The organism is Neisseria sp. P0014.S009, from assembly GCF_051958155.1.
Taxonomy (GTDB): Bacteria; Pseudomonadota; Gammaproteobacteria; order Burkholderiales; family Neisseriaceae; genus Neisseria; species Neisseria flavescens_C.
This window is the reverse complement of sequence record NZ_JBQCVS010000069.1, coordinates 1-358: the sequence shown is the minus strand read 5'-3', so window position 1 is coordinate 358 and position 358 is coordinate 1. Positions and strand designations below refer to the sequence as shown.

Genomic DNA, 358 nt, shown 5'->3' with positions numbered 1-358 from the left:
ATACTTGCGGGTCATCACGCTGGTATTGGTCAGACGCTCGGCCGGCAGTTTAGGCGTGTAGTCGTAAACAATCGGCACTTGACCTTTACTGAACGCATCTGGAAGGTCGTAGTCATAGTCCAAACCAACCGAAAAACCCACAATGGAGGGCAGCGTACCCAAATAAGTACGAACCGTTTCAATCAAACTGTCGATTAACGCATCATCAATCGGTTTGTCGACATATTGCAGCTCAGCGCGACGGATGGATTCGTCAATCAAGTCTCCAGTACGTTGGGCTACCTCAAAGTTCTTGATGTGAGAAGTAGTTGGGAAACAGGCAAGACGGTTGCCCCACATACGATACCCAGTACCATAG

1 pseudogene is annotated in these 358 nt (G+C 48.9%); it reads right to left on the bottom strand.

The annotated features are described in order from the left end of the window. Positions 1-358 (bottom strand): annotated as a pseudogene (locus ACTHS4_RS11695) (phage tail sheath family protein); the annotation flags it as partial.